This window comes from Pseudarthrobacter phenanthrenivorans, from assembly GCF_000813845.1.
In the GTDB taxonomy this organism is placed as follows: Bacteria; Actinomycetota; Actinomycetes; order Actinomycetales; family Micrococcaceae; genus Arthrobacter; species Arthrobacter phenanthrenivorans_B.
In genome coordinates this window covers 34,142-58,232 of sequence record NZ_JWTB01000018.1, presented here as the reverse complement: position 1 = coordinate 58,232, position 24,091 = coordinate 34,142, and the positions used below count along the sequence as shown (strand labels likewise).

Annotated in this window: 22 protein-coding genes and 1 pseudogene; 14 read left to right on the top strand and 9 right to left on the bottom strand. The window is 66.9% G+C overall.

What is annotated here, in order from left to right; translation table 11 throughout:
* The 3 genes and pseudogenes from RM50_RS20865 to RM50_RS09725 form a co-directional block, all read left to right on the top strand.
* Positions 1–682 (top strand): annotated as a pseudogene (locus RM50_RS20865) (hypothetical protein); the annotation flags it as partial.
* A 280-nt stretch (positions 683–962) separates the two neighbouring features.
* Complete coding sequence (locus tag RM50_RS09730; RefSeq protein WP_043452248.1) at positions 963–2,222, top strand: serine/threonine-protein kinase; 1,260 nt, start codon at positions 963–965, stop codon at positions 2,220–2,222.
* Positions 2,219–2,737, top strand: a complete 519-nt coding sequence (locus RM50_RS09725) for a hypothetical protein (protein ID WP_240471930.1) — start codon at positions 2,219–2,221, stop codon at positions 2,735–2,737. The genes RM50_RS09730 and RM50_RS09725 overlap by 4 nt, the downstream gene beginning before the upstream one ends.
* A 79-nt stretch (positions 2,738–2,816) precedes the next feature.
* Here RM50_RS09725 and RM50_RS09720 read toward each other — a convergent pair whose 3' ends face one another.
* Complete coding sequence (locus RM50_RS09720; RefSeq protein WP_043452247.1) at positions 2,817–5,036, bottom strand: NADP-dependent isocitrate dehydrogenase; 2,220 nt, start codon at positions 5,034–5,036, stop codon at positions 2,817–2,819.
* A gap of 324 nt (positions 5,037–5,360) precedes the next feature.
* On the opposite strand from RM50_RS09720, the gene RM50_RS09715 reads away from it, so the two are divergent.
* Both RM50_RS09715 and RM50_RS09710 read left to right on the top strand, forming a co-directional pair.
* A complete protein-coding gene (locus RM50_RS09715) occupies positions 5,361–6,326 on the top strand; it encodes a trypsin-like serine peptidase (RefSeq protein WP_082007030.1) in 966 nt (321 codons plus the stop codon).
* A complete protein-coding gene (locus RM50_RS09710) occupies positions 6,310–6,495 on the top strand; it encodes a hypothetical protein (protein ID WP_043452245.1) in 186 nt (61 codons plus the stop codon). The genes RM50_RS09715 and RM50_RS09710 overlap by 17 nt, the downstream gene beginning before the upstream one ends.
* 148 nt (positions 6,496–6,643) lie before the next feature.
* On the opposite strand, the gene purH is transcribed toward RM50_RS09710, so the two are convergent.
* Complete coding sequence (gene purH / locus RM50_RS09705) at positions 6,644–8,329, bottom strand: bifunctional phosphoribosylaminoimidazolecarboxamide formyltransferase/IMP cyclohydrolase (RefSeq protein WP_043452244.1); 1,686 nt, start codon at positions 8,327–8,329, stop codon at positions 6,644–6,646.
* Between the two features lie 141 nt (positions 8,330–8,470).
* Between purH and RM50_RS09700 the strand changes: the two genes are divergently transcribed.
* A complete protein-coding gene (locus RM50_RS09700) occupies positions 8,471–9,823 on the top strand; it encodes an MFS transporter (protein WP_043452243.1) in 1,353 nt (450 codons plus the stop codon).
* 119 nt (positions 9,824–9,942) lie between these two features.
* On the opposite strand, the gene purN is transcribed toward RM50_RS09700, so the two are convergent.
* Positions 9,943–10,524, bottom strand: a complete 582-nt coding sequence (purN, locus tag RM50_RS09695) for a phosphoribosylglycinamide formyltransferase (protein ID WP_043452242.1) — start codon at positions 10,522–10,524, stop codon at positions 9,943–9,945.
* A 39-nt stretch (positions 10,525–10,563) separates the two neighbouring features.
* On the opposite strand from purN, the gene RM50_RS09690 reads away from it, so the two are divergent.
* Complete coding sequence (locus RM50_RS09690) at positions 10,564–10,995, top strand: hypothetical protein (protein WP_043452241.1); 432 nt, start codon at positions 10,564–10,566, stop codon at positions 10,993–10,995.
* A gap of 42 nt (positions 10,996–11,037) precedes the next feature.
* Here the strand turns inward: RM50_RS09690 and RM50_RS09685 are convergent, their stop codons facing one another.
* A complete protein-coding gene (locus RM50_RS09685; protein WP_043452240.1) occupies positions 11,038–12,354 on the bottom strand; it encodes a cell division protein PerM in 1,317 nt (438 codons plus the stop codon).
* Between the two features lie 434 nt (positions 12,355–12,788).
* Positions 12,789–13,646: a PRC and DUF2382 domain-containing protein gene (locus RM50_RS09680; protein ID WP_043452238.1), complete on the bottom strand. Its 858-nt coding sequence runs from the start codon at positions 13,644–13,646 to the stop codon at positions 12,789–12,791.
* Between the two features lie 259 nt (positions 13,647–13,905).
* Here RM50_RS09680 and RM50_RS09675 point away from each other — a divergent pair, with 259 nt between their 5' ends.
* Positions 13,906–15,063, top strand: a complete 1,158-nt coding sequence (locus RM50_RS09675) for a glycosyltransferase family 4 protein (protein WP_043452235.1) — start codon at positions 13,906–13,908, stop codon at positions 15,061–15,063.
* Positions 15,060–16,427, top strand: a complete 1,368-nt coding sequence (locus RM50_RS09670) for a UDP-glucose dehydrogenase family protein (protein ID WP_043452234.1) — start codon at positions 15,060–15,062, stop codon at positions 16,425–16,427. Before RM50_RS09675 ends, RM50_RS09670 begins: the two co-directional genes overlap by 4 nt.
* Before the next feature lie 16 nt (positions 16,428–16,443).
* Here the strand turns inward: RM50_RS09670 and RM50_RS09665 are convergent, their stop codons facing one another.
* Entirely contained in the window at positions 16,444–17,307 is an 864-nt protein-coding gene (locus RM50_RS09665) for an HAD family hydrolase (protein ID WP_043452232.1), read from the bottom strand.
* A gap of 288 nt (positions 17,308–17,595) precedes the next feature.
* Here RM50_RS09665 and RM50_RS09660 point away from each other — a divergent pair, with 288 nt between their 5' ends.
* Complete coding sequence (locus RM50_RS09660) at positions 17,596–17,865, top strand: GlsB/YeaQ/YmgE family stress response membrane protein (protein WP_043452229.1); 270 nt, start codon at positions 17,596–17,598, stop codon at positions 17,863–17,865.
* A gap of 207 nt (positions 17,866–18,072) precedes the next feature.
* The gene (locus tag RM50_RS09655; RefSeq protein ID WP_043452254.1) at positions 18,073–20,178 is read left to right on the top strand and encodes a putative bifunctional diguanylate cyclase/phosphodiesterase; all 2,106 of its coding nucleotides are present in this window, start codon (positions 18,073–18,075) and stop codon (positions 20,176–20,178) included.
* A gap of 14 nt (positions 20,179–20,192) precedes the next feature.
* On the opposite strand, the gene RM50_RS09650 is transcribed toward RM50_RS09655, so the two are convergent.
* A complete protein-coding gene (locus tag RM50_RS09650; RefSeq protein ID WP_043452227.1) occupies positions 20,193–20,633 on the bottom strand; it encodes a hypothetical protein in 441 nt (146 codons plus the stop codon).
* 223 nt (positions 20,634–20,856) lie between these two features.
* Here RM50_RS09650 and RM50_RS09645 point away from each other — a divergent pair, with 223 nt between their 5' ends.
* Positions 20,857–21,408 carry a dihydrofolate reductase family protein gene (locus RM50_RS09645; RefSeq protein ID WP_043452225.1) on the top strand — a complete coding sequence of 184 codons (552 nt, stop codon included), beginning with the start codon at positions 20,857–20,859 and terminating at the stop codon, positions 21,406–21,408.
* Positions 21,409–21,410: 2 nt separating this feature from the next.
* On the opposite strand, the gene RM50_RS09640 is transcribed toward RM50_RS09645, so the two are convergent.
* Both RM50_RS09640 and mmuM read right to left on the bottom strand, forming a co-directional pair.
* Positions 21,411–21,761 carry a DUF3846 domain-containing protein gene (locus RM50_RS09640; protein WP_043452223.1) on the bottom strand — a complete coding sequence of 117 codons (351 nt, stop codon included), beginning with the start codon at positions 21,759–21,761 and terminating at the stop codon, positions 21,411–21,413.
* 54 nt (positions 21,762–21,815) lie between these two features.
* Positions 21,816–22,769, bottom strand: a complete 954-nt coding sequence (gene mmuM, locus RM50_RS09635) for a homocysteine S-methyltransferase (RefSeq protein WP_043452220.1) — start codon at positions 22,767–22,769, stop codon at positions 21,816–21,818.
* 117 nt (positions 22,770–22,886) lie between these two features.
* Between mmuM and RM50_RS09630 the strand changes: the two genes are divergently transcribed.
* Together RM50_RS09630 and RM50_RS09625 are read left to right on the top strand one after the other, a co-directional pair.
* Positions 22,887–23,333, top strand: a complete 447-nt coding sequence (locus RM50_RS09630; protein ID WP_043452218.1) for a hypothetical protein — start codon at positions 22,887–22,889, stop codon at positions 23,331–23,333.
* Positions 23,330–24,079 (top strand): cyclase family protein, encoded by a 750-nt coding sequence (locus tag RM50_RS09625; RefSeq protein ID WP_043452217.1) that lies wholly within the window; start codon positions 23,330–23,332, stop codon positions 24,077–24,079. Before RM50_RS09630 ends, RM50_RS09625 begins: the two co-directional genes overlap by 4 nt.
* Positions 24,080–24,091: the final 12 nt, after the last annotated feature.

Sequence of the window (24,091 nt, the reverse complement as noted above, 5' to 3'; positions counted from 1 at the left end):
AGTCACGGACGGCACGACGGCGGACCTCGCCGCGGATGCAGCCGTGAACCTCGGGCTGGGCGGCGTCACCACCGGCGACACCGCCGGACTGGGCGCTACTGTTGATGCCGCCCTCGACCTCGCGGTTGGAGGCATCACCACCGGTGACACCGCCGGTGGAATTGATGCCGGCGTAGACCTCGGTGCTGATCTCGGCACGGGTACCTCCGGAACCGGCGGCATTGGTGCCGGCGTGGACCTTGGCATCGACCTCGGTCTCGGCGGCGGCACCGGGACATCCGGCACGACCGATCCGGGCACCACAGGTCCGGGCACCGGCACCCCGGGTGACGGCACCACCGGTGACACCGGAACCCTCGATCCCGGCACCAGCACTCCGGGTGACGGCAACACGGCCGGCAACGGCGGCACGGCTGGGAATGATTCCACCGGCATGACCGGCGGCAGCGGGACTACGGGTGATGTCTCAGCTGCACCCGCAGGATCGACAGCCGTCAGCGGAGCAATCAGCACCGTCACGGCACCCCGCAGCACCCCGGCCAGTGGCCGTTCCACCCTTGCCAACACCGGCTCCGCCCACACCGCGCTCGCCAACACTGGCTGGGACGGTTCGCTGGTTCCCCTGGCCCTGCTGCTCCTGGCGGCCGGGCTCCTGGTAATCCGCAAGCGCAAAGTGTCCTGACTTCACCGCAACAGGAAATGCCCGCAACGAGGCGCCTGAAGCGGCAGCACTCAGCGGGCTGACGGAAGGAGGACACCAGCCCGGAGACGAAGCAACCATACAAAACATGTCATCAGCACACATGTCCTTGTAGCCCATGGTCCGGCGGTGAAGGTATCCGCTTTCACCGCCGACCGTCGGCCTGCCGCTACGGGAAAGGCGCCGGTCAATCGCCGGTTCCCCCGTCGCGCCCGTATAATTTGAGGTACGACAGTGCCGCAGAGCACCGGGAGGAACGGTCATGGTGGCGGAATCGCCTAGCTCCATCAAGAATGAAGTTGTCGGCGGTCGCTACCGTTTAGGTGAGGTGATTGGGCGGGGCGGAATGTCATCCGTCTACTGCGCCCGCGATGAGAACCTTGGCCGCGACGTTGCGTTGAAATTGTTCGCCCCGCAGGCTCCTGACGCTGAGGAACTCAAGCGGCAGGAAGCGGAAATCCAGCTTCTCGCCACCCTGAACCATCCCGGCCTGGTGACACTTTTCGACGCAGGCATCGACGACCGGATCCCGGATGAACCACGGCCGTTCCTGACCATGGAGCTCGTGGAGGGCCAGGACCTGCGCAGCCGCATCAGGCACAGCCGTGTCCCGTTGGAGGAGTTGTCCGTCATCGGCGCCGGAATCGCAGACGCCCTGGCCTACGTGCACGGCCTGGGAATCATCCACCGCGACATCAAGCCGGGGAACATCCTCCTGGTCCAAATCCGCCCGGGTGAGCCGTTGCGGCCCAAACTAACCGATTTTGGCATCGCCAGGATTGTCGATTCCACCCGGCTCACGGCCACGGGCACCATGGTGGGGACGGCCGCCTATCTCAGTCCGGAACAGGCCCTGGGAAAGCCCCTCTCGTCAGCGACGGACATCTACTCCCTGGGACTGGTGCTGCTGGAGTGCATCAAGGGCACCGTGGAGTATCCGGGCAGCGCCGTGGAGTCCGCCGTCGCCAGGCTGCACCGCGCCCCGGAAATCCCCGACGACGTGCCCTCCGAATGGGCGGACCTCATCCGTGCCATGACAGCCATCGAACCATTGGAGCGGCCGACGGCCGCCGACATCGAGACGGCACTGCGCCAGGCCCTGGTCTCCCCAGCCTCAACGCCGGGCGAACTGGCGCCGGAGACCACCCGCGTGCTGCCCGCGATGCCCTTCCATCCGCCCACCATCACTGCTGAGGAATCGGTGGAGGAAGTCCGGGAGGCAGCGGCAGCCCCGGACTCAAATGCTGACTCTCCAGCCCCGGCTGCCCCGGAACCTGGAGCGGCACCGGAATCCATCGACCCGGCCCGAACATCAGCCGCCAACACCGCCCGGAAGCCCCTCCTGTCACGGAGCCAGCGGATCTGGCTTGCCGTGGTGCTCGGAATCCTGGTGGTTGCTGCGGCCGCCGCGGCAGTGATGATGAGCATCTCCGCCCGGCCGGCCGACGTCGTCCCGTACCCCACGGTGACGGGCGTCCTGGGCGACCACCTGCAGGAGCTACAGAAGAGCGTCGCGCCGTGACTCTTCCGTCGGCACGCTGCCGCGGCCGGGTCCTGACCGGCTGCGTCACGCTTGTGGCCGCGGCGGCCATCCTCACCGGCTGCGCCACCAACAACAACGGACTGCAGCGGGAAGTCGCCACACAACTGCAGGCCCGGGTCCTGGAAGTCACCCAGGCCTCGTCCCAGAATGATCCAGCATCTGCCCTGAAAGCCCTCGACGGCCTCGAAGCGGACCTGTCAGCGGCCCAGGCGAAGGGGCAGGTGTCCGAGGAACGGCGGCGCAGCATCACCACGGTGGCCACCGCCGTCCGCGCAGACCTCAACAACGCCATCGCGGCGCAGCAGGCGGCAGCGGCCAAAGCAGCCGAAGACGCCCGGACCGCTGCGGAACAAGCAGCCAGCCAAAGCTCCTCCCCCTCCCCCGAACCCACCTCCGCCCAGCCTGCACCGGCACCGGCGCCAGGGAACGGATCCGGAAACGGCGCGGATGCCGGCAAGGGCAACAACGGGGACAAAGGCAAGGGCAAAGACTAGGGCCCGGCGCCCCAAACATAGAGAAGCGGTGCTCCGGTAACTCCGGAACACCGCTTCCCGGCCCCAGGCCGCCGTGCTGTTAGGCCAGGCTGCCGATGACCTTGTTCAACGTGGCGGACGGACGCATGACGGCGGAAGCCTTGGCGTCATCCGGACGGTAGTAGCCCCCGATGTCCACGGGTGAGCCCTGGACCTCGGCCAGCTCGCCCACGATCGTTTCCTCCTTGGCGGAAAGCTCGTTGGCGACTGAACTGAAGGCGGCGGCCAGGTCGGCGTCGTCCGCCTGCTTTGCCAGCTCCTCTGCCCAGTAGCGGGCGAGGTAGTAGTGGCTGCCACGGTTGTCCAGCTCGCCGGCGCGGCGGCTCGGGGACTTGTTCTCCAGCAGGAAGGTGCCGGTGGCGCGGTCCAGGGTGTCGGCCAGGACCTGGGCGCGGGCGTTGCCGGTGGTGGTGGCCAGGTGCTCGAAGCTGACGGCCAGGGCGAGGAATTCACCCAGGCTGTCCCAGCGGAGGTGGTTTTCCTTGAGCAGCTGCTGGACGTGCTTGGGGGCGGACCCACCGGCACCGGTTTCGAAGAGTCCGCCGCCGTTCATGAGCGGGACGACTGAGAGCATCTTGGCGCTGGTGCCCAGTTCCAGGATGGGGAAGAGGTCGGTGAGGTAGTCGCGGAGCACGTTGCCGGTGACGGAGATGGTGTCCTCTCCCTTGCGGATGCGCTCCAGCGTGAAGGCGATGGCCTTGACCGGGGACATGATCTGGATGTCCAGGCCCTCGGTGTCGTGTTCCTTCAGGTACTCGTTGACCTTGGCGATGAGGTTGGCGTCATGGGCGCGCTCTTCGTCCAGCCAGAACACGGCAGGGGTCTGGGAGGCGCGGGCACGGGTGACGGCCAGCTTGACCCAGTCGCGGATGGGCGCGTCCTTGGTCTGGCAGGCGCGCCAGATGTCGCCCACGGAAACCTCGTGCTCGACCAGGACGTTGCCGGCGCCGTCCACGATCTGCACCTTGCCGGCTTCCTGGATCTCGAAGGTCTTGTCGTGGCTGCCGTATTCCTCGGCGGCCTGAGCCATGAGGCCAACGTTCGGGACGGTGCCCATGGTGGTGGGATCGTAGGCGCCGTTGGCACGGCAGTCATCGATGACCACCTGGTAGATGCCCGCGTAGGAGCTGTCCGGCAGCACCGCCAGGGTGTCCGCTTCCTTGCCGTCCGGGCCCCACATGTGGCCGGAGCTGCGGATCATGGCAGGCATGGACGCGTCGACAATGACGTCGCTGGGGACGTTCAGGGTGGTGATGCCCTTGTCCGAGTCCACCATGGCCAGGGCCGGGCCGTCTTCCAGGCCCTTCTTGATCAGGTTCTGGACGCCGTCGCGCACGTCCTCGGGGAGGTCCTCAAGGCTGCTGAGGATGGCGGCGAGGCCGTTGTTGGGGCTGATGCCGGCTGCCGAGAGCTGCTTGCCATAGGTGTCGAAGAGCTCGGTGAAGTAGGCCTTCACCACGTGGCCGAAGATGATGGGGTCCGAGACCTTCATCATGGTGGCCTTGAGGTGGGCGGAGAACAGCACGCCTTCTTCCTTGGCGCGGGCCACCTGTGCCTTGAGGAATTCGTCCAGGGCGGCGGCGCGCATCACGGTGCCGTCGATGACCTCGCCGGCGAGAACCGGGAAGGCCTTCTTCAGGACCTTTACGGAGCCGTCTTCGCGGACCAGCTGGATGGCGATGGTGCCCTCGGATTCGATGACAACGGACTTCTCGTTGGAGCGGAAGTCATCCTGGCCCATGGTGGCCACGTTGGTCTTGGACTCCGGGGTCCAGGCGCCCATGGAGTGCGGGTTCTGGCGCGCGTAGTTCTTGACCGACAGGGGTGCGCGGCGGTCCGAGTTGCCCTCACGCAGGACAGGGTTCACGGCGGAGCCCTTGATCTTGTCGTAGCGCGAGCGGATGGCAGTTTCCTCATCCGACGAGGGGTTGTCCGGGTAGTCCGGCAGTGCGTAGCCCTGGCCCTGCAGTTCTGCAATGGCGGCCTTCAGCTGCGGGATGGATGCGCTGATATTGGGCAGCTTGATGATGTTGGCTTCCGGCGTCTTCGCCAGCTCACCGAGTTCAGCAAGGGCGTCACCGATCTGCTGTTCGGGGGTCAGGTAGTCACCGAAGACGGCGATGATGCGGCCGGCGAGCGAAATGTCGCGGGTCTCCACCTCCACACCTGCAGTCGAAGCGAACGCCTCGATGATGGGCAGGAACGAATAGGTAGCCAGCATCGGCGCTTCGTCGGTGTGGGTGTAGATAATCTTGGACATGCGCGGGCGTCTCCCTGTGGGTCGGCTTGGTTGTGAAAATTCGGTCTATTTCACCATGTACAACTTACCCGAGGACACGGCGTTGAACCGTACCGGAGCCCCAGCGTTACCCCCTCAGTGGGGAGGATTACAGCGATGGAGAACGGCCGACGGCGGCACGCACCCCAGAGCCGAAACGCTGCGGCCGCTCCCCTTTGGAGCCGGCATCAACCCGCCTACACGGCCCTACATGATACGTCACTACTGTTTACAAACCTGTCATATGGCGATAAATTCGCTAGGTCACTCCCAACCCGGGCCCAACCCCGTTCAGACAGGACAACAATGACACGCACCCGGTCCCTGGCCTCCGGCCTCCTGACCTTCTCGGCAGCGGCTGTATTGGCATTCACTTCGGCCGGCGGCGCATCCGCCGCCCCGGCATCGTCCGGCGACGAAACCAGCCCCTCGGTGGCCAGCGTCAGCGTTGACACTGCCGGCGCCGCGGATTACTGGACTCCGGAACGGATGCAAAGCGCGGTCAGCGGTGACGTCCTGGCCGGCAAGGCGCTGGAACGCGGCAACCGCTCCAACGCAGCCCTGGTCGAAAAGGGCAAGCCGTCCACCACCAAGGCAACCAAGGGCAAGCCCACCATTGCCAAGAGCGAAACCCCGGTCAATCACATCGGCAAGGTGTTTTTCACCCTCGGCGGAACGAACTACGTTTGCTCCGGCAACGCCGTCTCCTCGGTAAACGGCAGCACGGTCTCCACCGCCGGCCACTGCGTCAACGAGGGTCCCGGCGCTTACGCCACGAACTTCGTCTTCGTGCCCGCCTATGACAACGGCGCGGCACCCTACGGCAAGTGGACCGCCCGCTCCCTCTACGCCCCCAGCCAGTGGGTGTCGAACGGTGACATGACCTACGACACCGGATTCGCCGTCGTCGCCCCCTTGAACGGCAAGAACCTGACGTCGGTCGTCGGCGGCTCGGGAGTGGCCTTCAACCAGGGCTACGGCCTCACCTATAAGTCCTTCGGCTACCCGGCAGCGGCACCGTTCGACGGGAAGACCCTGTGGAGCTGCACGGGCACCGCGACCAAGGATCCCAACAACCCGCAGTTCGGCACCCAGGGCATTCCCTGTGACATGACCGGCGGTTCCTCGGGCGGCCCGTGGTTCATCGGCACCAGCTCCGAGGGCGTGCAGAACTCGATCAACAGCTACGGCTACAACGGCTCAGCGGTCATGTACGGCCCCTACTGGGGCTCCGTCATCCAGGCCACCTACACCAGTGCAGCAGCCTCCTAAGGAGCCGGACTCCGGCCAGGATCCTGTCAGCCACGCCGACCTGGACCAGACACCCGAGGAGATCCTCGAGTACTGGACCAAGGAGCGGATGGACCAGGCCCGGCCCCGGGAGCTCAAGCTTCCGGCGCCGGGGCCGGGTCCGGTTGACCAGGAAGACCACCAGGACTAACCGGGCACAACGACGACGGCGCCCGTCCCCTTCGCGGGGACGGGCGCCGTCGTCGTTTAACAACCATCCGTTGCTCCCCACCGGCTCCCTAACTCTCGTTACCATGCGGGAAAACGACAATTACGGAGCAGTCGATGAAGGGTGCCGGTCAGTGGAAGAAGTGCCGCGCTCCGGTGAAGTACATCGTGATGCCGGCGGCGTTCGCTGCCGCAATGACTTCCTCGTCCCGCACGGATCCGCCGGGCTGGACGACGGCGCGGACGCCGGCGTCGATCAGGATCTGCAGGCCGTCAGCGAACGGGAAGAACGCATCCGAAGCGGCCACGGCACCGCGGGCACGCTCAGGGGCGTTCGAACCGCTGGTGTTTGAGGCACCGCCGGCACCTTCGACGTCGGACTCCACCGTCACGCCCAGGGTGTTGGCCCGCTCCACGGCCAGCCGGCAGGAATCAAGCCGGTTGACCTGGCCCATGCCGATCCCCACTGCGGCGCCGTCCTGAGCGAGCAGGATGGCGTTGGACTTGGCTGCCCGGCAGGCGGTCCAGGCGAACGCGAGGTCCGCGAGGGTCTTTTCGTCTGCGGCTTCGCCGGCGGCGAGGGTCCAGTTGGCGGGGTTGTCGCCGTCGGCGTCCACCTTGTCGGTGGCCTGGACCAGCATGCCGCCGGAGACCTGGCGGAACTCGGTGGGGTAGCGGCCGTAACCTTCGGGCAGGGCGAGCAGGCGGATGTTCTTCTTCTTGGCGAGGATCTTCACGGCCTCGGGCTCGAAGCCGGGCGCGATGACCACTTCGGTGAAGATGTCCTTGACGGTGTTGGCCATCCCGGCGGTGACGGTGCGGTTGGCGGCGATGACGCCGCCGAACGCGGAAACGGGATCACAGGCGTGGGCCTTGGCGTGGGCATCGGCGATGGGATCGGCGGCGTCGGCGGATCCAACGGCCACGCCGCAGGGGTTGGCGTGCTTGACGACAGCGACCGCCGGCTCAGCGAAGTCGAAGGCGGCGCGCAGGGCGGCGTCGGCATCCACGAAGTTGTTGTAGCTCATGGCCTTGCCGTGCAGCTGGTCCGCCTGGGCGATGCCGGCGGGGGCAGCCTTGTCCACATAGAGCGCCGCCTGCTGGTGCGGGTTCTCGCCGTAGCGCAGGACCTCTGAACGTTCCAGGGACAGCCCGGCGTAGGCAGGCCAGTCGATGACGCCGTCGCCGTCCTCGTCGAGGAACTGGCTGGCGGTCCAGGTGGCCACCGCGTTGTCGTAGGAGGCGGTGTGGGCAAAGGCCTTGGCAGCGAGGCGGCGGCGGGTCTTCAGGTCGAAGCCGCCGGCTGCTGCGGCCTCCACCACCTGGCCGTAGAAGGACGGGTCCACCACGATGGCGACGGCGGCATGGTTCTTGGCTGCCGACCGGACCATTGCGGGGCCGCCGATGTCGATCTGCTCCACGACGTCGTCCTGGGCGGCGCCGGACTTGACGGTCTCGACGAACGGGTAAAGGTTCACCACCACCAGGTCGAAGGCCTCGATGTCCATGCTGGCGAGGGTTTCCATGTGGGCCGGGACGCGGCGGTCGGCCAGGATTCCGCCGTGGACGCGCGGGTGGAGCGTCTTCACGCGGCCGTCCAGCATCTCGGGGGAACCGGTGACCTCTTCGACCTCCTGCGCGGGAATGCCGGCGGCGGCGATTTTCTTCGCCGTCGAACCGGTGGAGACAAGCTTCACGCCCGCTGCATGCAGGCCCTGGGCGAGCTCCTCCAGACCGGTTTTGTCGTAAACCGAGATCAGGGCCCGGCGGATGGGTACACGGTCAATGGATACGCGCTCATGCTGCGTGAAGCTCACAAATGTCTCCGTCTTATCTCGCGACACAGGCCGCGGTTGGTGGGGATAGGGCCAGTTTATCGCGAAGGCCACGGTTGCCCGCCGTGCGCTCCGGAGTGTGAACGTCCCGGGGCGGGCTAAAGTTTTGGACAGGAGGCGGCGATGAATACTTACACCACTGTGCCCAGCGGCGAACAGGTGGTCCAGGAACTGCCCTGGCGATGGAAAGTCCAGGGCAGGATCTTCCTGATCGGGGGTCTCGGGTTCATGTTTGATGCCTGGGATGTGACCCTGAACGGCATCCTCATCCCCTTACTGTCCAAGCACTGGTCGCTCTCGGCCGGCGAGGCGGCCTGGGTGGGAACGGCCAACCTGATCGGCATGGCCCTTGGCGCCTTCATCTGGGGCACCATCGCCGACACGGTGGGGCGCAGGAAGGCTTTCACGGCCACCCTCCTGCTGTTCTCGGTCTTCACCGTGCTGGGTGCCTTTGCACCCGACTTCATCTGGTTCTGCGCCTTCCGGTTCCTCGCCGGCTTCGGCCTGGGCGGCTGCATCCCGGTGGACTACGCGCTGGTGGGTGAATTCACCCCGCGAAAGCAGCGCGGAAAGGTGCTCACCGCCATGGACGGCTGGTGGCCGGTGGGTGCGGCGCTGGCCGGGTTCGTGTCCGCCGGGCTGGTGGCCCTCTACGGCGACTGGCGCCTGACCATGCTGGTGATGGTCCTGCCCGCCCTGCTGGTGTTCTGGGTCCGGCGCAGCGTGCCGGAGTCGCCGCTGTTCCTCATCCGGAAAGGCCGGCGCGAGGAAGCGGCGAAGATTATTGACGGGCTGGTGGAGGCCACCGGGGCGGAACCCCGGGCGTACAGCCTCCCCGACGCCAGGGCAGTTCCTCGGCTCTCCGCCGGCAGCGCCTGGACGCAGCTGCGCTCGGTGTGGCAGTTCAACTGGAAGATCACCGCTGCGGCATGGTCCCTGTTCTTCAGCATCCTGCTGGTGTACTACCTGTCCCTGACCTGGATGCCCAGGATCCTCATTGGCGCCGGGTTCGCCGAGTACAAGGCATTCGTCACTACGGCCTCGATGGCCGCCGTCGGGTTCCTGGGCGTGGTGGTGGCAGCCCTCCTGGTGGAACGGGTGGGCCGCAAATGGATTCTTGCGGTGACCGGACCGCTGTCTGCCCTGACCCTGGTGATCGTGGCTATCGTGGTGGACATCCCCACGGCTGCAGTGTTCTGGCTGCTGGTGTTCGGGTTCGTGGTGCAGGTGGCCATTCCCGTGCTGTACGCCTACGTGTCCGAGCTCTACCCCACCGAACTGCGCGGTACCGGTTTCGGCTGGGCGTCGACGTTCTCGCGGCTGGGGGCAGGGTTTGGGCCGCTGGTTTTCGCCAACTACTTCTGGCCCGAACTGGGGCTGGCCACATCCTTTGCCCTGGCCGGTGCCCTGGTGCTGGCGTCCGTGCTGTGGATGGGCTTCTTCTCCCCCGAAACCCGCCAGCGGCGGCTGCAGTAGCCGCTGCCTGGCGACACGCTTACCCATTTTCGACGCGCACGTTCCCTTTCGCGCACCATATCTAGGGCGCGCAAAGTAATACGCGCCCCGGAAGTGAGGATGCGCGTCGCGGAAGGGCGCTAGGCGGCGGAGTAGGAGGGGTCGGCGGCGAGGGCGGCCAGGGTGGAGACCAGGAGGCGGCGCTCCACCACCTTGATGCGTTCGTGCAGGGTCTCCTCGGTATCGGAGTCCTGAATCGCCACGGCTTCCTGGGCAATGATGGGGCCTGTATCCACCCCGGCATCGGCCCAGTGCACGGTGCAGCCGGTGACCTTCACGCCGTAAGCCATCGCGTCACGCACGCCGTGGGCGCCGGGGAACGCGGGCAGCAGGGCCGGGTGGGTGTTGAGGTAGCGGCCGTTGAAGGTGTCTATGAACTCCGGGCTGACGATCCGCATGAACCCCGAGGACACCACCACGTCGGGTTTGTATGCTGCCACCGCCTCGGTCAGCGCAGCATTCCAGTCGGCCCGCTCAGGGTATGCCTTGAAGTCCACCACGAAGGTGGGGATGCCGGCCGCCGCCGAGCGTTCCACGCCATACGTTCCTTCACGATCGGCGCCCACCGCTGCGATGTCCACGTCGAGCTCCCCTGCCTTGACGGCGTCGATGACTGCCTGGAGATTGGACCCGGTGCCGGAAACGAGGACAACGATACGCATTGGTCCAGCTTAGGTGCAGGCTCGCGTACGCTGGAAAACATGAACAGCGAGCCGGGCCGCAGCGGGCCGCAACGGGTTAAGCCCCCGCTCAGCGACGCAGCCAGGGCCTCGCTCGCCACGACCCACACCCTGTTCCGCATGTTCGTCGTCACGGTGCTCGGTTCGTTCTTCGTGTACCAACTGGACGTCGGTTATCTGTGGCTGGCCACGGTGTTGACGGCTGCCGCCCTGGTCCTCGGCGTCGTCCTGCTGGTGCGGGCCGTGCGCCTGAAGGAATCCAGGCTGATTCTCTTCGGCACCATTTCGGGACTGGTGGTCGCAGCCGTCATGGTGCTGCTGATCGTCACCACCATGGTCCTGTTCGATCAGGTGCGCGAGTACCAGGCATGCATGGGCAGGGCGCTGACCGACCGGGCCACCCATGAGTGCATGGTGCAGTTCCAGCAGGTCCTGCCCACCGGCGTGCGCTAGCCACGCTGCCTCCAGCCCCAAGGGACTCTGACCCTTGCCGTCCTAGTGGACCAGTTCCGCTTCGCGTTCCGCGGCGGCGGGTTTCTCCCGCTCGAGCCAGGGACCGGCTGCGTAGCCGATGACGACGCCGGCACCCACCTCGGCGGCCACCCACACTGCCGTCCACAGCGGGTCGGGTCCGATGGCTGTCAGGCGGCCCAGCCCGGCCGATCCGCGGGCAAGCCAGGCCAGGCACAGGGTCAGCAGGCCGGCTGCCGCGCCGACGAGCAGGCCGAGCACCAGGGTGGAGGCAGCCGCCGTAAACCAGCGGACGTGGACCTTGATGGCGAGCCATTCGTCGAAGTGGTTTTCGCCCTCCCGGAGAAACCACCATCCGGCCATGGCCCCTGCCAGCACGGGGACGATCATTGCCACGAAGGCGTAGTCCAGCGGTCCCGACGGGATGGCGGCGAGGACGGGGATGGATGGAAGCGGGCCGACCGCCGTGCCCAGCGGACCCACTTGGGAGCCCGCTCCCATGGCAAAGCCGGCCCCGGACGTCCAGGCGAGGGCGAAAACCACCAGGTTGGGCAGGAAGCCAAGCTGCGCGATGGTGAGGGCGGCACCTCCCACCGGGCCGGCGTCGAGCGCTTCATAGACGGAAACCACCAGGTTCCAGTGGATGAACAGGTCGGCTGCGAGCAGGACCGCCGCCAGCGTGAGCGCGGAAACCACCGCCACGTAACCCGCCTTCGCCGCTGAGGCGAAATACGATCCGGCCCAGCGGGAATGCTGGCTGGTCCGGGAAATCCAGTCCACGGCGTCGACGCCGATGAGCCGGCTCCAGGAACCTGCCTCCCTCCGGGCCCCGACCACCATGCCGAGCCCGTACGGCACGAGCGGAACCAGCATGGCGTACCAAAGATTGATTCCGACGTCGGCCGTGCGGCAGACGAACCCGGTGGCCATGCCGAATGCGGCGTAGACAGCCCACGAGCCCAACAGGGCCTGCCAGAGCTGGTCAGTATAGGACGCCCGGGCGAGCCGGCGGCCGGCACGCCAGGCAAGGAGGAATGGGATGAGCGTCAGGCCAAGGGGAATCAGGCTCAGGACGTCGGAACCGCCGTGGGTGGCCGCGCCGGACCCAGCGCCTGAAAGCTCCAGCGGAACACCGTGGACCAGGAGCCAGGACTGCCCCGCCAGCCGGGCCAGGACCTCGAACTGGCCGTTCTGGAAACCGGCGGTGGCCCAGACCGCAACGATGGGCGCCACCACCACCAGCGCGGAGATGATGGCCGCCTGCGCCGTTTCGAGGGCACCCTGCAGCCACAACGGCATGGGAAGGCCACGGTCTCCGGTCTGATCAGCGCGCAGTTTCATCGTCTTCCATGGTGTCACGCCGGCTGCCGGCTGCCCGCGAACGACAGGCTCAGGGGCGGTATTGGACATCAATCAAGTGCCCTGCCCCACGGCGCTTTTTCCCGGGCACGGACGTAAAATTGTGGGAAACCAGCACCCAGCGTCCGCCGAGGACGTACTGCGCTTTCCGCTGGGCCGCCGGATGTGGCGGGCCCCGGCGAACGGCCCGGATTCCGTAAGCCGGGAAAACAGGAGCCGCGAATGAGAGATGAACCGTAAGTTCTGAAGATATTCGTCCTACTGGCTGGTGCAGCCACTGCCCTGGGCGCGGCTGCACCAGCACCTTAAACGACCGCGGCGCCGGGAGCCCCAAGGGGATCCCGGCGCCGTTCACCGTGTCAGGGGCGCTGGATCAACCAGCTGCCCGCGGGCCAGGGGCCGAAGCCCCGCCCGGGTCAGCGGCGGCCGCCGCCGTCCGTTTCGATGTTTTCCTTGCGGACTTCCTCGTTGACGGTCACGTCATCGCGGACCACGTCCTTGTCCAGCCGGACCCGCTCCACCGGGACGGCTTCCTTCTCCACCACCGGGCGCTCCTCGTGAAGGACCACCTCGTGCTCTTCTTCGCTGATGGCGGGTCCATCCAGGGCGGCACCGCGGTTGGCATCCGTGATCGGTTCGCGCTCGACCCGGACTTCCTCGCGCTCCACCGGGATGGTCTTGGTGACGTTCTCCGTAGTGACGTACTTCCGCAGCCGTGCACGGCCGGTGGTTTCCCGTTCCTTGCCCACGTGCAGCTGTTCCTCGGAGCGCGTCATGGCGTCGTCCGTGGTGGGGCCGGAGGTGTCGCGGCCAACGGTTCCGCGGGCTGCCTCGTCGCGGTCGTAGGTGTCGCGGTCCGCGCCGATGCCGGCCGTAGGGGTTCCGGCGTTCAGGTCGGCGTCGCCCTGCAGGTCAACGTCGCGGTCCCTGTCGGAGGTCGCCTCGGTGTAGGTCCGGGCGCCGCGGTCGTAGTGGGTGTACAGCCTGTCCTCTTCCTCCGGGGTGAGGTGTCCATCCGCATCGACCCGGGGGGCGTCCTTGACGTGCTCCTTCGTGTACGGAACAACCAGGTCGTCACCCTGGCTGTGTGCACCCTCGACAGGCACGAAGGACTCGGAGGTGCCGAAGAGACCGGTCTTGACCGTGACCCATGTGGGCTCACCGGTGTCATCGTCTGCGTACAGCTGTCCGATCGAGCCGATCTTGGCGCCGTCGGATCCCACCACGTTGCCGCTGCGGTTGAGCAGGGCTTCAAGATTTTCCCTGTTGAGCATGACTCTCCTTGGATATGTCGTTGCACTGGGCCTGCCAGCTCTGGATGTCCCGGACACGGCTTGGACCGGTGCCCGGCTTCCGCCCCGGCTGCTTGAGGCTCTGCGCTGACTGCCTTACTACCGTAAGCATGCTTAGCATCGAATGCCAAGCCTACTTAGTAATTTTCTTTGGCGGCCGGGGCCAGTTGTTCACCCGGCCTTTTCCTGCGGGTCACGCTTCCTCCCCCGCCATTTCAAGGAAGGCGCCCACGGTTGAGGGGTGAGGATCGCAATCGTTGCCGAATCATTTTTGCCGCTGATGAATGGCGTCACGCACTCCATCCTGCGTGTCCTGGATCATCTTCAGGAGCGTGGCGACGAGGTTTTGGTCATCGCACCCTCCTCGCATGACGGGGAGGAGCCCGGCCGTGTCAAGGGAGCGGTGGTCCACCGGCTTCCCGCGGTTCCGCTGGCCGGCTACACGAACGTGCGGGTGGCACTGGGGGGTGTGTACCGGGTCAAGCGAATCCTTGCCGACTACGCGCCCGACGTGGTGCATCTGGCCTCGCCGTTCGTGCTGGGATGGCGGGCCGCGCAGGCAGCGAGCCAGCTGGGCATTCCCACCGTGGCGGTCTACCAGACCGAGGTTCCCAGCTACGCCGGACGCTACGGCGTGCCCTTCCTGGAAAACTGGGCCTGGAGCCGGGTGGAGAACATCCACCTGCTGGCAACGCGCACCCTGGTGCCCTCCACGTTCGCGCTGAACCAGTTGCGCGGCCGGGGCATCCCGCGGGTGCGCATGTGGCGCCGCGGGGTGGACACGGCGCGGTTCTCGCCCGGAAAGCGCGACGACGGCTGGCGGGCCTCGGTGGCCCCCAACGGCGAACGCATCATCGGCTACGTGGGCCGGCTCGCGGTGGAGAAACAGGTTGAGGACCTGGCCGCCCTCAGCGGCATGCCGGGCACCCGGCTGGTGGTGGTGGGCGACGGTCCGCAGCGCGGTGCACTGGAGGCGGCGCTCCCGGACGCCGTGTTCACCGGGTTCCTGGGCGGGGACGACCTGGCCCGGGCGGTTGCCTCCTTCGATTTATTCGTCCATCCCGGCGAATTCGAAACGTTTTGCCAGACCATCCAGGAGGCCATGGCGTCGGCCGTTCCCGTGGTGGCTACCGGGCGGGGCGGCCCGCTGGACCTGGTACGGAATTCGCAGACCGGCTGGCTTTATGAACCGGGTGACCTGTCCGCCATGCGCGCCCGGGTGCAGGACCTGGTGGGCGACGACGCCAAGCGCCGGGCATTCGCTGCGGCGGCACACGCCTCAGTCCAGGACAGGACCTGGCCGGCGCTGTGCACGGAACTTGTCCAGCACTACGACGAGGTGATGGCGGCGGTTTCCCTGCCGCAGCCCGCAACCGACGCCAGGGGGGCGCAACTATGAAGATTTCCGTGATCGGCTGCGGCTACCTGGGCGCGGTCCACGCCGCCACCCTGGCGTCCATGGGCCACAGCGTGGTGGGCATCGACGTCGATGCAGCCAAGGTGCGGCAGCTGGCCTCGGGTGTGGCGCCTTTCCACGAACCTGGGCTGGACGAACTCCTCCGCGACGGGCACCAGACAGGCCGGCTCCGGTTCTCCACGGACCCGGCGGACGCCAGGGGCGCCCAGGTGCACTTCCTCTGCGTGGGAACGCCGCAGGACAAAACATCCGACGCCGCCGACCTCACCTTCCTTGTCTCCGCCATGGAAGCGCTGCTGCCGCACCTGGCCGCGGGCGCCGTCGTCGTGGGCAAATCCACCGTCCCCGTGGGCACGGTGGACATGCTGCGCGGCATCCTGGCGCCCCGGGCCGACGTGCTGCTGGGCTGGAATCCCGAGTTCCTGCGGCAGGGCACGGCGGTGAAGGACTCACTGGTGCCGGACCGGTTGGTCTACGGCGTGCCCGGCGGCCGGGCCGCCGCCTTTCACCCGGCAACCGGCGCGCCGCTGGGCGTGACGGCCGCCCTGGATGCGGTGTATGAGCCGCTGCTGGCGGCCGGGATCCCCCGGCTGGTGTGCAACTTCGCCACGGCGGAGCTCATCAAGTCGGCTGCCAACGCGTACCTGGCCACCAAAGTCAGCTTCATCAACGCCGTGTCCGCGCTGTGCGATGCTGCCGGCGCGGACGTGACGGAACTGGGCGAAGCGATGGGGCTGGACCCGAGGATCGGCGGCCGCTACCTGCATGCGGGGCTGGGTTTCGGCGGCGGGTGCCTGCCCAAGGACATCCGCAGCTTCCGCACCCAGGCGGCCGCGCTGGGGGTACCCGCGGTGGAGGACTGGATGCGCCTGGTCGATTCGGTCAACCTCGGCCAGCGGGAACGGACCGTGAGCCTCGCCGCGGAGCTGTGCGGCGGCATCCTGGCGGGGCGTTCCGTCACGGTCCTTGGCGCCTCCTTCAAACCCGACACCGACGACATCCGGGACTCCCCCGCGCTCGACGTGGCGGACCGGCTGGCCGCTGCCGGCGCGCACGTCACCGTCACCGACCCCAAGGCAGTGAACCAGGCGTGGCGGCGCTACCCTCGCCTCCGCTTCGAGGCATCCACCCGGCGGGCACTCGAGGACGCCGAACTGGTGCTGCTCCTCACCGAGTGGGACGAATACCGGCAGCTTTGTCCCGCCACCGCGGGGGCGCTCGTACGACGGCGGGTGGTCCTGGACGCGCGGAACGTACTGGACGCGGCGGCATGGCAGGAGGAAGGCTGGCTGGTGCGCGGCCTTGGCAGCCGTGCCGGGGCATTGGCAGCGGTGGCCGCACGCTGACGTCCAGCCTGGACGCCTACTGCAGGAGCCCCAGTTCGGCGAAGGCCAGGGCAACGCCGTTGCCGGCCGGGGCGGCAGTGACCCTGTCCGCCACCGCGAGAACGGCGGGATGGCCGCCTTCCACGGCGATGCCCACCGCGGCGTACTCAAGCATCTCGATGTCGTTGGCGCTGTCGCCGATGGCCACGATGTCTGCCCGGTCCAGCCCCAGATGGGCCTCCACCACCTGGATGCCCACTGCTTTGTGGATGCCCGCCATGAAGATCTCCCCGGCGCGCTCACCGAGCGCCGACAGCGAGCTCGGGATCAGCCCCACCTCCGGGCCGAACGTCTCCAGCAGGCGGCCCAGCGGCACCGGTGAGTCGAAGCAGGAGATTTTGGCGTAGGAGGTCCCGCGCAGGTCATCGCTGTACTGCATCGGACCGAGGATGTCCTCCAGCGGGTCCACGTCGGTGCTGAGGACGCCGTCATGCTGCGGGCGGCCGGCGAAGATGGGGCCCAGGACTTCCCTCAGCCGCCGGTCCACCCCGGTCCGGCCGTGCAGCGCTTCGGGCGCTTCCAGGATGTAGGCGGCGCCGTGCGCGTCGAGGGTCTCCACGATGCGTGCGCCAAGGGCCGGCTCGAACCGGGCATCCTTGAGCACTTCGCCGTTGACCTCCACCCGGGCGCCGGCCCCGGTGATGGTGCCGTCGAACCCGGTGTCCAGGATATGGCCGGGAACCATGGACAGCGGCCGGCCGGTGCACACGAAGACGCGGTGGCCCAGGTTCCGGGCGGTGCGCACGGCTTCCACGTGCGCCTCGGGGGCCAACCCATGGTCGGCATAGGTGCCGTCGATGTCGAGGAAGATGGCACGCGGCCTGGCAGTCTGACGGCGCATGGCTGTGCTCCTTGATCTGTTTCGGGACTAGCCATCCTATCGGCGGTGGCAGCAATCCCGCGTGCCTGGCTGTTTCGCCCCAAGGGGCCCTTTAAAGGCGGCGAACACCCGGCCGAAAGCGCAAAGCCGGGTCATTCCGGTGCCTGCCCGGATAAAAGGCCGGCATTCCCGGCTAAAACTGACAGTCATCCTGTGATAATCAAAGTCTTGCAGAGTAGTAAGCCTGCTGATTGAATGATGGAACCGGAAATGGGGGCCCGGCACAACTGACTGACAAGGAGTGGCAACATGGGCATTATCGGATTTCTCATTTTGGGCCTGATTGCTGGAGCCATTGCAAAGGCCATCCTGCCGGGCCGCCAAGGTGGCGGCTGGGTAATCACCATGGTCCTCGGCGTCGTGGGTGCCATCCTCGGCGGCTGGATCGGATCGCTGATCTTCGGCGGTGGACTGGCTGAGTTCTTCGACATCAGGACTTGGCTGCTGGCAATCCTCGGCTCGATCATCGTACTGCTGATCTACGGTGCCGTGACCAACCGCAGTGGCCGCCGGGTGTAGCCGCTTTCGCCTAATTCATCAGTAAGAGGCGCCGGACCCACATCGGGTCCGGCGTCTTTTATGTTCCCCCACGGTGCCCCGACAAATTGAAGTCCGCCTTTCCCGCCCAATTTCCGGGGACGGCCTTTATGATGGCGAAGGGGTGGTGTAATGACCGGTTTTTTCGGCCGTGACAACAATGTGGCATTACATTCTTTTGGCGTGGCGATGGATGCAAGTCCCGATGCTCTGCTCGCCCTGGCGGCGGACGGCACTGTCCAGGCGGCCAACGCTGCGGCGGCACGGCTTTTTGGGTTGGACCAGGATAAGTTCGCCGGGCTGGATCACCGGCTGCTGATCGCAGAGGGCTTCCGCGATGAGGTGGCAGCCCTGCTCCACCAGCTGCTCCGCCGGCCGGATGAGTACCCGCAGCCGCTGGAGGTCACCGGGTTGCGCGGCGACGGGACCGGGTTCCCGGTGGAACTGGCCGCGGCACTCCTCCCCCACCCGGAAGACGCTGCCACTCCTGACGCGGGCGCTGAGGGAACCGCTGCGCGGCTGATGCTCTCGGCCAGGGGGACGGCGCACCGCAAGGCAGCGGATGCCAGCCTGCGCGAGGCCATGTCGCTCCTGACGGCAACGCTGGAATCCACCGCCGACGGAATCCTGGTCATGGGCAATGACGGCCGCGTGGCCGGATTCAACGAACAATTCCTCTCCATGTGGAACCTGCCGCCCGAGATCATGGACGCTGACAGCGATGAGCCCGCGTTGCGCCTGGTCATTGCGCAGGTGGCAGACCCTGTGGCCTTCACCGCGCGGCTGGGGGAAGTGCAGGAGGACGCGGCAGCCGAAAGCCACGATGTGGTGGAGCTGCGTGACGGCCGCACGCTGGAACGCTATTCCCGGCCGCAGCGGGTGGGCGACAGGATTGTGGGCCGGGTGTGGAGCTTCCGTGACGTGACGCTGCGGCGCACAGCCCAGGAACAGGCACACAGGGCCATGATGGACCTGGCCATCCAGGCTGAGAAACTGCGCGCCATGGCATTCCAGGACCCGCTCACCGGACTCGCCAACCGCGCCGTGTTCAACGATGCCCTGGCGGAAGCCCTGCAGGCACCCCGGCTCAAAACGGTGGATGTCCTGCTCCTTGACCTGGACGACTTCAAGGAAGTCAACGACATCCTCGGCCACCAGGCCGGCGACGACATGCTGGTGGAAGTGGCGCGCCGCCTCCGCGGCTGCGTCCCCACCGCCGATGTGGTGGCCCGGCTGGGCGGCGACGAGTTCGTGGTGCTCATGACCGCGTGCCCTGACGCCGACGCCATCGCCGCCTGCATCGTGCGCTGCCTGCACGTCCCGGTGACCATCTCCGGTACGGTCCTCCGTCCCAGCCTGAGCCTTGGAGTGGCCTCGCTGGGCCAGGACAGCGTTGGCCCGTCCGAGCTGCTCCGGCACGCCGACATCGCCATGTATGCCGCCAAGGCCGCGGGAAAGAACCGGTTCCTGCGGTTCCACCCGGACATGATGCAGGCCCTGGTGCAGCGCACCCACATGGAAAGCGGCCTGCAGCTGGCAGTGTCCCGCGGCGAGATCACCGTGGACTTCCAGCCGATCGTGTCCCACCGCCGGGGTCAGGTGGTCCAGCTGGAGGCGCTGGCCCGGTGGGACCGGGACGGCGAACGCGTGCCGCCGTCGATCTTCATTCCGCTCGCCGAGCGCACCGGGCTGATCGGCGAAATCGGGGCCGAGGTCATGGCCTCCGGCATGGTGCAGCTGGCCCGGTGGCTCAGCGGGGACCCCTCGCGGTCCCTGGCCGTGAACGTCTCCGGCGTGCAGCTGCAGGAACCGGACTTCGCCGGGACAGTCCTGCGGCTGGCCGAAGCCAGCGGCGTGGCTCCCTACCAGCTGGTCCTGGAAGTGACCGAGAGTGTATTTTTCGACGCCGACTGCAGCCTGATCCAGCAGCTCAGCAGGTTGCGGGACGCTGGCGCCCGGGTGGCATTGGATGATTTCGGCACCGGCTATTCATCGCTGGGAAGGCTGCAGGACCTGCCGGTGGATACGGTCAAGATCGACCGGACCTTCGTGTCCATGGTCAGGACCGGCAACGAGCGGCTGCCCATCCTCAGTTCCATGATCAACATGGCGCACAGCCTGGGCCTGACCGTCACCGCGGAAGGGATTGAGACGGCGGCTCAGGCGGACTACCTGACGGCGCTGGAGTGCGATTCGCTGCAGGGGTTTTTGTTCTCGCTGCCGGAGCCCGGTGACCGGCTTGGCCAGGCCCTGCAGCACGCGGAAGAGGCGCTGCACGCCCTCAAGGACCGCTAGCAGGAGCTGCGGACTTAGGCAGCTTCCTTGCGGCCCGGACGCTGCGGCTTCGGCTGGGTGGCCGGCGGCTCAGTGGGGGTTGGCGTGGAGGATGCAGCGGCAGCCGGGGAAGATGCAGGGACACCCTGCGCAGCCTGGTCATGGGGGGCCGACGGCGCTTGCTCGCTGAGGGGCCCAGCGGCAGGTCCGCCACTGGTTGCCTGTGCCGGGGCGGCGGCGCGGTTGCGGCGCCAGCGGCGGACCAGGTCGGCGCCGGCCAGCAGCCCCGCGAGGGGGGTCAGTACGGCGGCGGCGTAGACGAAGAGCATCCACGTCAGGGTGGTCAGCGGCGGCTGGTTGTTGTTCAGCAGCGACAGGCCGCCCAGCATGCCCACAACCCAGAACAGCAGCACGGCGGTCAGCACGGCGCCGGCAGGGAAATACTGGTTGGTCACGACTTTTTTCAGGGTTTCCATGCACTTCCTCCTGCCTGGCCGGGGGGACGGCAACAACCGTTCAAGACAAGTATGGGGCCGGGCCGGCACGAAACCGCGCAAGACGACACGGCGAGTGATCAAGCTAACGCGGCCACCCGCCGTCGTCCGGAATCCCGGGCCGGAAACCGGGGCGAAACCCTTCCCGGAAGGCGATCCGGCGAATACCGTAAAGCCTGTCTTGCCCACACCTTTGGAGGTTCCCATGCGCAAAGTCACTGCCGGCCTGTTCCACTCCGTGGACGGGGTGGTGTCCGAGCCTTTCAAGTTCCAGTTCGACAGCTTCGACGATGAGCTCGGCCAGGGCATGACCAGGATGATGAACGAGGTGGACACGGTTGTCCTGGGCCGCGTGAGCTACCAGGAGTGGGCCGGTTACTGGCCCACCGCCCCGCAGGACCAGGACTTCGCTGCGTTCATCAACCCCGTGGAAAAGTTCGTGGCTTCGCGGACGCTGACCGGGCCGCTGGAGTGGCAGAACTCGCAGCTGATGGACGCGCCGCTTGAGGAGTTCATCGCCGGGTTGAAAGAGCGCGACGGCGGTGAGATTGCCGTCTGCGGGAGCATTTCCGTGACCCGGCAACTGCTGTTCGCCGGGCTGCTGGATTCACTGACATTGATGACGCACCCGGTCATCGCGGGCAGCGGCCGCAGGCTGTTCGAGGACGGCGACCCGCTGACGCGCCTGGTGCTGCAGGACCAGTCGACCACCAGCAAGGGCAACGTCCTCAGCACCTATGGTGTGCGCAAGGACTAGCCTCAGGCAGCCAGCGGGGCGCCGAAGAGCTCTTCTGCCAGCCTGGCCAGGTGGTCCGGGATATCCGCTTCGGCTCCGTGGTCGCCGCGGCCCAGGAAGACGGCGGTGCCGCGGATCCCGTTCAGGTCCAGGCCACATTCGTGCATGAGCTGGCCGGCGCGGACGTTGACGGGCAGGAGCGTGGTGACGCTTTCCGCGTTGAGGTAGACGTGCCAGTCCCCGCGGATCACCGATTCCAGCGGCCCGCCCACCAGGGCCTCCAGAGCCTGGAGGTCCGCTGCGACCTGCTCGATCCGGATGGGTTCGGAATTGCTGGCCGGTACTACAAGTGCTGTGTAAGTTCTGTTGTCCATCGTTCGTTTCTCCATAGGTCTTAACACCTGCGGAGACTGCCGTGTTCCCGGCGGCTATGCCTTCCCGGCGAGCCTGGCGATGTCAGCGGGCGTGGTGCGGCAGCAGCCGCCCAGGATCCGGGCACCCCGTTCCCGCCAGCCGGCGGCACCGGCGGCGAGGCTTGCCGGCGCTGATCCCCCTGCGGAATCGCCCTTGCTCTCCCCCTGGTTCCACGTTTTGGTACCGGGATCATAGGTTTCCCCGGAGTTCGGGTAGGCCACCAGCGGCTTGTCCGTGTGCAGGCGCAATGCCGCGAGCGCCGGACTGACCAGGCCGAGGGGCACGCAGTTGACCCCCAGGGCGGCAACATGCGGCTGCCCGTTGAGGAGCCGGGCAACGTCGCCGAGCGGGGTTCCGTCGCTGATGTGGCCGCCGTCGCGCAGGGAGAAGGAAAACCAGCTGTCGACGCCGTGTTCGCGGGCAAGTGCCAGGAGGGCCTCCGCTTCGGCGAAGGAGGGCAGCGTTTCAAACGCCAGGACGTCCACGCCGGCGTTGACCAGGGCGGCGACGCGCGGAGCATGGAAGTCCTGGAACTCCTGGGCGGTCAGGACGTAGTCCCCCCGGTATTCGGAGCCGTCCGCAAGGTAGGCGCCGTATGGCCCTACGGAACCGGCAACCAGCAGCGCCGCGGAGCCGGGGTGATCCGCCAGATGCTGCCGCCGTGCTTCATCCGCCAGCCGGACCGAGAGGGCAACCAGCTCCAGCGCAGCCTCTGCACTGATGCCACGCGCCGCGAAACCCTGGGGGGTGGCCTGGTAGCTGGCGGTGGTGGCGATGTTGGCCCCCGCAGCAAAGTAGTCGCGGTGGACATCCCTGATCAGGCCGGGCTGCTCCAGGAGGACCTTGGCGGACCACAGGGGATCGTTCAGGTCGCAGCCGCGGCGCTCGAGCTCGGTGGCCAGGGCGCCGTCGGCTACCAGGCCTGCGCCGGCTTCAAGCAGGGTGGACAGGAAACGGCGGCTAGGCATCGCAACTCCGGTTGCTTGGGGGCTGTTTTATTCATTATAGACAAGTTTCCATGCTTGTAATGCATATCACTGTGTGCCACGATGACTGCAGCAACGACCATCACAGGAGGAATATTCGTGAGTGTGCACCTGAACAGTGTCCGCAAGCTACGGGTCCACTGGCCCATCAGTGCGGAAACCTTCGGCCGGATAGCAGCCGGAGATGCCAACGCCGTCCAGCAGGATCCGGGGCTGGCTGAACTCCTGCACACCGTTGAGCAGCACCCGGACCTCGGTGATTTCGGGAACTACAAGAACGTCTTCGAATCCGGCATCGGATTCGAAGGATTCTCGTGCGGCGAAGGGGCGTCACCCACGCTCGGCAGGGTGGGCGAGCAGACCCTCTCCCCCACGTTCGTGTTCACCACCTATTTTGATGCCACCCTGGATGAGGCGGTCCTGGAACGGGCCATGCAGGAATTGGTGGCCATCCACCCGTGGGAACTGCCCGTCATCGAGGTGACCGGTCCCGTGAGTGTGGCCGGCAGCCTGCGCCGCAAGACCCCCTCGGCGGCAGCATCATGACGCTCACCACCACTGCCGCCTGGCCCGTGCTTCAATCCGCCCTGGCAGGAAGGACGTTCACGGACCTCACGCACGCCTTCCACCCGGGCCAGCCCCGTTTCGCCGCCTTTCCGGACGAAAACCGGGAGGCGCTTTTCGACCTTGAAAGGGGCGACGGTTTTACGGCCCACCGGTATTCGATCGTTGGCCAGTGGGGCACGCATGTGGACCCGCCATCCCACTTCATCCGGGGTGGGCGCACCCTTGACCGGATTCCAGTCCAGGACATGATCCTTCCCCTTGTGGTCCTGGACATCACCCGGCGGGTGGAACGGGATCCGGATGCAACCCCCACCCTGCGGGACGTGCACGGATGGGAAGACCGGAATGGAAGAATTCCCGCTGGATGCTTCGTTGCCCTGCGGACCGGCTGGAGCTCGCGGTGGCCGGACGGAGATGCCATGGCCAACAAGGATGCGGACGGAGTCAGCCACACTCCCGGGTGGTCCCATGAGGTGCTGTCCTTCCTGGTGGAGGAACGTTCGGTTTCGGCCATCGGGCACGAGCAAACGGACACCGATCCGGGGCTGGCAACCTCGCACGGGGACTTTGGCCTGGAAACCTACATCCTGGCGAAGGACCGCTGGCAGATAGAACTGATGGCTGATTTGTCCGGCCTCCCTGAATCGGGTGCCGCAATCGTGGCCAGCTGGGCCAAGCCCTCCGAAGGAAGCGGCTTCCCCGCCCGCGTCTTCGCCATCTCCTGACCCGGGCGGACG

Excerpts from the sequence above, each read along its gene's own strand:
- RM50_RS09680 (WP_043452238.1), bottom strand. The coding sequence starts at position 13,646 with ATGCTCAACAGGGAAAATCTTGAAGCCCTGCTCAACCGCAGCGGCAAC.
- RM50_RS09650 (WP_043452227.1), bottom strand. The coding sequence starts at position 20,633 with ATGGAAACCCTGAAAAAAGTCGTGACCAACCAGTATTTCCCTGCCGGC.
- RM50_RS09645 (WP_043452225.1), top strand. The coding sequence starts at position 20,857 with ATGCGCAAAGTCACTGCCGGCCTGTTCCACTCCGTGGACGGGGTGGTG.
- RM50_RS09685 (WP_043452240.1), bottom strand. The coding sequence starts at position 12,354 with ATGAAACTGCGCGCTGATCAGACCGGAGACCGTGGCCTTCCCATGCCG.
- RM50_RS09625 (WP_043452217.1), top strand. The coding sequence starts at position 23,330 with ATGACGCTCACCACCACTGCCGCCTGGCCCGTGCTTCAATCCGCCCTG.
- RM50_RS09700 (WP_043452243.1), top strand. The coding sequence starts at position 8,471 with ATGAATACTTACACCACTGTGCCCAGCGGCGAACAGGTGGTCCAGGAA.
- RM50_RS09640 (WP_043452223.1), bottom strand. The coding sequence starts at position 21,761 with ATGGACAACAGAACTTACACAGCACTTGTAGTACCGGCCAGCAATTCC.
- RM50_RS09690 (WP_043452241.1), top strand. The coding sequence starts at position 10,564 with ATGAACAGCGAGCCGGGCCGCAGCGGGCCGCAACGGGTTAAGCCCCCG.
- RM50_RS09660 (WP_043452229.1), top strand. The coding sequence starts at position 17,596 with ATGGGCATTATCGGATTTCTCATTTTGGGCCTGATTGCTGGAGCCATT.
- RM50_RS09730 (WP_043452248.1), top strand. The coding sequence starts at position 963 with ATGGTGGCGGAATCGCCTAGCTCCATCAAGAATGAAGTTGTCGGCGGT.
- RM50_RS09665 (WP_043452232.1), bottom strand. The coding sequence starts at position 17,307 with ATGCGCCGTCAGACTGCCAGGCCGCGTGCCATCTTCCTCGACATCGAC.
- RM50_RS09670 (WP_043452234.1), top strand. The coding sequence starts at position 15,060 with ATGAAGATTTCCGTGATCGGCTGCGGCTACCTGGGCGCGGTCCACGCC.
- mmuM (WP_043452220.1), bottom strand. The coding sequence starts at position 22,769 with ATGCCTAGCCGCCGTTTCCTGTCCACCCTGCTTGAAGCCGGCGCAGGC.
- purN (WP_043452242.1), bottom strand. The coding sequence starts at position 10,524 with ATGCGTATCGTTGTCCTCGTTTCCGGCACCGGGTCCAATCTCCAGGCA.
- RM50_RS09720 (WP_043452247.1), bottom strand. The coding sequence starts at position 5,036 with ATGTCCAAGATTATCTACACCCACACCGACGAAGCGCCGATGCTGGCT.
- RM50_RS09655 (WP_043452254.1), top strand. The coding sequence starts at position 18,073 with ATGGATGCAAGTCCCGATGCTCTGCTCGCCCTGGCGGCGGACGGCACT.
- RM50_RS09715 (WP_082007030.1), top strand. The coding sequence starts at position 5,361 with ATGACACGCACCCGGTCCCTGGCCTCCGGCCTCCTGACCTTCTCGGCA.